Source organism: Mesorhizobium sp. M2A.F.Ca.ET.039.01.1.1, assembly GCF_003998035.1.
Taxonomy (GTDB): Bacteria; Pseudomonadota; Alphaproteobacteria; order Rhizobiales; family Rhizobiaceae; genus Mesorhizobium.
In genome coordinates this window covers 1-4,743 of record NZ_RZRY01000504.1, presented here as the reverse complement: position 1 = coordinate 4,743, position 4,743 = coordinate 1, and the positions used below count along the sequence as shown (strand labels likewise).

General features: G+C 65.9%; 5 protein-coding genes. 1 reads left to right on the top strand and 4 read right to left on the bottom strand.

The features are described 5' to 3' along the window. Both EOA24_RS27905 and EOA24_RS27900 read right to left on the bottom strand, forming a co-directional pair. Positions 1-1,208, bottom strand: a 1,208-nt coding sequence (locus EOA24_RS27905; RefSeq protein WP_133374641.1) for a hemolysin family protein, incomplete at its 3' end; no start/stop codon positions are given. A gap of 75 nt (positions 1,209-1,283) precedes the next feature. Next, complete coding sequence (locus EOA24_RS27900; protein ID WP_127251532.1) at positions 1,284-2,198, bottom strand: LysR family transcriptional regulator; 915 nt, start codon at positions 2,196-2,198, stop codon at positions 1,284-1,286. Positions 2,199-2,320: 122 nt separating this feature from the next. On the opposite strand from EOA24_RS27900, the gene EOA24_RS27895 reads away from it, so the two are divergent. Beyond that, complete coding sequence (locus EOA24_RS27895) at positions 2,321-3,343, top strand: NAD(P)-dependent alcohol dehydrogenase (protein ID WP_126081701.1); 1,023 nt, start codon at positions 2,321-2,323, stop codon at positions 3,341-3,343. A gap of 15 nt (positions 3,344-3,358) precedes the next feature. Here EOA24_RS27895 and EOA24_RS27890 read toward each other — a convergent pair whose 3' ends face one another. Both EOA24_RS27890 and EOA24_RS27885 read right to left on the bottom strand, forming a co-directional pair. After that, positions 3,359-4,066, bottom strand: a complete 708-nt coding sequence (locus EOA24_RS27890; RefSeq protein WP_127257477.1) for an LssY C-terminal domain-containing protein — start codon at positions 4,064-4,066, stop codon at positions 3,359-3,361. 68 nt (positions 4,067-4,134) lie between these two features. Beyond that, the coding region (locus EOA24_RS27885) for an extensin family protein (protein ID WP_127410284.1) at positions 4,135-4,743 on the bottom strand (609 nt) is incomplete at its 5' end.

The following is a 4,743-nucleotide window of genomic DNA, read 5'->3' as shown; positions in this document are numbered from 1 at the left end:
TCGACGCACTCGCCGGTCGTCGGCAGGTGGTGGAGATGCGACAGCACATAGCCGGCGACGGTCTCGTAGTCGCGGTTCTCCGGCAGGTCGATGCCCAGCACCTCGGCCATCTCGTCGGCCTGCATGTAGCCCGCGAGCAGCCAGGAGCCGTCGTCGCGCTTGACGGCGTTCTCCTCCTCGCCGGCCTCGAGGTCGGAGCGGAACACGCCGGTGATCGCTTCGAGGATGTCGGCCGGCGTGACGATGCCTTCGAAATGGCCGTACTCATCATGCACCAGTGCCATCGGCACATCCGATTCCCGGAGCTTCTGCAGCACGTCGAGCGCGTCGGCCTGGTCATGCACGATGGGTGCGGCGCGCACGTGCTGGCGCGGATCCAGCACCCTGCCGGCGAGAAGGGCGGCCAGCACGTCGCGCGTCTGGATGACGCCGACCGTGGCGTCGACATTGCCGTCGCCGACCGGCAATCGCGAGTGCTGCGTTTCCATCAGAAGCTTTCGGGTCACCGTCTCGTCGGATTGCAGGTTGAGCCAGTCGACCTCCGTGCGCGGCGTCATCACGGCGCGCACGGCGCGGTCGCCGAGCCGCATCACGCCGGCGATCATGCGGCGCTCGTCGGATTCGATGGTGCCATGGTGCTCGGCCTCGGCGACCAGCATCTTGATCTCCTCGTCAGTGACCTTCTCTTCCGCTTCGCCGGCCTGGCCGAGCAGCCACAGCACGGCGCGGCCGGAGAGGTCGAGCAGGAAGACCAGCGGCGCCGAGACGGTGGCGAGGATCGTCATTGCCGGCGCGGCCCTGACCGCGACGCGTTCCGGGTCCTTGAGCGCGATCTGCTTCGGCACCAGCTCGCCGACGATCAGCGAGGCATAGGTGATCAAGGCGACGACGATGCCGACACCGACGGGGTCGGCGATGTTTTCGCGGATGCCGGTCGACGCCAGATATTGCGCCAGCCGCTCACCAAGCGTCGCGCCCGAGAACGCGCCTGAGAGAACGCCCACCAGGGTGATGCCGATCTGCACCGAGGACAGGAACTTGCCGGGGTTCGAGCCCAGCGCCAGCGCGCGGCCGGCACCCTTGATGTTGCGGTCGATCATCGCCTTGAGGCGGGCGGGCCGCGACGAGACGATGGCAAGCTCCGACATCGACAAAAGGCCGTTCACCAAGATGAGGACGGCAACGACGGCGATTTCAACGTAAAGCATGGGCGGTCAATAGCATTGCTGCAGCGCATTCGAAAATAGCCTGCCGGTATTTTTGGAAGATGACAGGCGCAATGTTCAGGCGGCATCCCAAAGCGGCGCCGCGAAATGCCCGACAAGCGCGTCGATGACCACGCGAACCTTCGGCGTCAGCGCGCGCGTGAGGGGCCACACGGCATGGACGACGATGCGCTCCACCAAATGGTCGGGCAGGACCATTTCGAGCGCGCCGCGCCGCAGGCTCTGGCCGGCAAGCCAGGTCGGCAGGAAGGCGATGCCGCAGCCGGCGAGCGCGGCGTCCAGCATCGGCTCGCCGTGGCCGAGCACAAGCCGCGCCTTGGGCACGAAGGCGGCGAGACGGCCGGCGCTGTCGCGGATGGCCAAGGGTCGGACGACGCCTTCGCGTCCATAGCCGATGACGCTGTGCCGGGCGAGGTCTTCGATGGATTGCGGCCGGCCATGCCGCTCGAGATAGGCTGGGGACGCGCAGATCGCCGAGCGCTGGGCATAGATGCGGCGCGCCGCAAGCGACGATGAATCGTCGAGGTCGCCCATCCGCACGGCCAGGTCGATGCCTTCCTCGATCAGGTCGACGCGCCGGTCGTTGAAGGAGATCTCGATCATCAGGTCCGGGAACCGATTGGAGATGTCGAACAGCACCGGCGCGACGCAGCGTCGGCCGAAGGCGAGCGGTATATCGACCCGAAGCTTGCCCGACGGGACCTGCCGGCGCGAGGCGAGCAAGGCTTGGCCGGCCTCGATCTCGGCAAGCGCCCGCGCGCAGGATTCGTAGTAGCTCATGCCTTCGCTGGTCGGGCTGAGGCTGCGCGTGGTGCGGTTGAGCAGGCGCACACCCAGCCGCTGCTCCAGTTGCGCGACCGACTTGCCGATCGCCGACTTCGTCACATGCAGCCGCGCGCCGGCGCCGGTGAAGCTGCCGGCTTCGACGGTGTTGACGAATGCGACGACGCCCTGGAGGTCAGCCGGGTCCATATCGAATTCCCTATTGTAGATTTCAGCTCTTCAATTTGTTGCCGAATATCCCGCATCGGAGCACTATTTTCCATAGTCGGATCGCATAAATCTCTCGCGCACCATCAACCAAGGCGTGACGCATGAGCACCGACAGCAACAGATCCTGGCAGATGAGCGGGTTCGGCCTTTCGAATCTGCGGCCGGTGGAAGGCAAGATCCCCGATCCAGGTCCGCACGAGCTTCTGGTGCGGACGAAAGCCGTCTCGCTGAATTACAAGGACAAGATGATCGTGGACGGCGTGCTCATCCCCGACCTGTCCTTCCCATTCGTGCCGACCTCGGACGCCGTGGGCGAGGTCGTGGCGGTCGGCGGCGCCGTGAGCCGCTTCAAGGTCGGACAGCGGGTGCTGGGACAGGTGATCGCCGACTGGCCGGATGGCGACGCGCCGGCCGTGCTCCACCAGCACACGCTGGGCTCCTCGCTTCCAGGCGTGCTGTCCCAGCATGTCGTCTTCCGCGAGGACGCGGCGGTGCCGGCGCCGGTCTCGCTGAGCGATGTCGAGGCCGCAACGCTGCCGATCGCGGCGCTGACCGCCTGGTTCGCGATGGCGGAGGCGACAAGGCCGGTGCCAGGCCAGACCATCCTTATCCAGGGCACGGGCGGCGTGTCGCTGTTTGCGCTGCAATTCGCCGCCGCCTTCGGCTTGCGCGCGATCGTCACGTCGAGCAGCGACGAGAAGCTGAAGCGCGCCAGGGACCTCGGCGCGTGGCAGACGATCAACCACCGCACCCAGCCGGCATGGGACGAGGCCGCTCGCGCCATGACGGACGGGCTTGGCGTGAACCATGTGCTGGAAATGGTCGGCGGCGACAATGCGCGCCGGTCGCTCAACGCCCTTGCCGCCGATGGCCGGCTATCCGTCATCGGCGTGCTCGGCGCGATGGAGATCAGCTTTCCGATCGTTCCGTTCATGCGCAACCGCATCGTGGTCCAGGGCATTTCCATTGGCCATCGACGCGCGTTCGAGCGCATGAACCAGGCAATAGAGGCGCTCGGCATCAGGCCGGTCATCGACAAGGTCTACGGCTTCGACGAGGTGCCCCAAGCGCTCCAGCATCTAGAAAAGGGACCGTTCGGCAAGATCGTGATCGCCACGAGCTGATGGCGCGTGGCGAGATCACTGCAGCGTCTTCAACACGCCGACCACGGCCATGCCGTCGGTGAAATAGGGATCGCCGCCGCCATTGCGTCCCGTCTTGGTGGCGCCGATTCCCGGTATCTCGCTGGTTGAGGTAAGCAGACCGGCGGCCTTCAGGTCGCCGATCAGGAAGTCGCGCTCGGCGTCGATGTCCGGACCGATATGGTGCGTAACGGCGCCCGTGTCGTGGCTGAGGCCGACTCCGCGATCGAAGCTCGCGGCGCCCAGCCAGAGCGGGCGGCCGTCGTCGCCGACCGCGTCCGTCACCCAGAAGCGGACATGGTGGCGCCGGTCGGCGCTGTCGCCGACCGGTTTCTCGAAGGCCAGGTCCTGGGCGCGGCCTTCGAACAACAGGCGGCTCATCGGCGCATCGGGGTAGGGGCGGGAAAACAGCACACTTTCACCGATATCGATCGCGGTCCTGAGCGTGACCGCATCGGCCGTATCCCAACCCGCGACCGCGAAGGCGTGGACCACCTCCTTCTCGGTGCCGACAAGGCCGACATTGATTGGGTCGCCGGGAATGCCCTGCGGCGTATGCGTCACCATCTCGAAGGGCCGGGTACGAAAACCGCGCTCCCGCCAAGTCCAGAATTCCGGCGCGGCGACATAGGCGAGCGCGAGATAGAAGGCGCAAATAGCCGCAAGCCAGATCGCCGCTCGCCGCCTCAGGCTTCGCTTACCCACGACCAACCGCTCCCAAATCCTTGCGCGATCATTTTATGCGGTGTTGGCCGTTTTCGGGTAGAGCCGCCTCAGCGGCAGGCGCGGTAGCCGCTTTTGCGGTTCTTGATGTCGAAATGGAAATGGTTGCGGTGGTCGTAATTGTAGCCCGGGCCAAGCACCGTGGTGAAATATTCGCAGCCGTCGGCGCGCACATTGTTGAGGAAGCCACGGGTGCGGAAGGCGAACAGTCCGGGCTTGCGGACGTCGATGTCGTCGCCATTGTTGAGTTCGATGCTCATGACGTCGAGGGCGTTGCCCTTGCCGTGCTCCGACAACACACCTTCGCCGGCGATGTTGCGGCAGGAATAGCTCGAGCCCTGGTGGATCGCCTTGACGCCGGAGAAATAGCGCCAGCGGGCGGCCGGCTGCAGCTCGTGCTTGGTCCAGGCGGCGAAGGTGGCGGCCATGCTGCAGGTCAGTGTCGCGGCCGGCTTCATGGCGACGCTGCCGATCGCCGAGACTTTTACCGGGAAATCGATGCCGCACTGTCCCTCATGGATCGGCTGGACGTCCTGATAGACGACGCCCATCCGCTTCAGCTCGTTGCGGCAGTCGATCTCGCTGGCCGGCATCTGCTCGAGAGGCGACATCGGCTCGTCCATGCGCGGATAGGCGGCCTGGGTCATATAGGGGGTGGA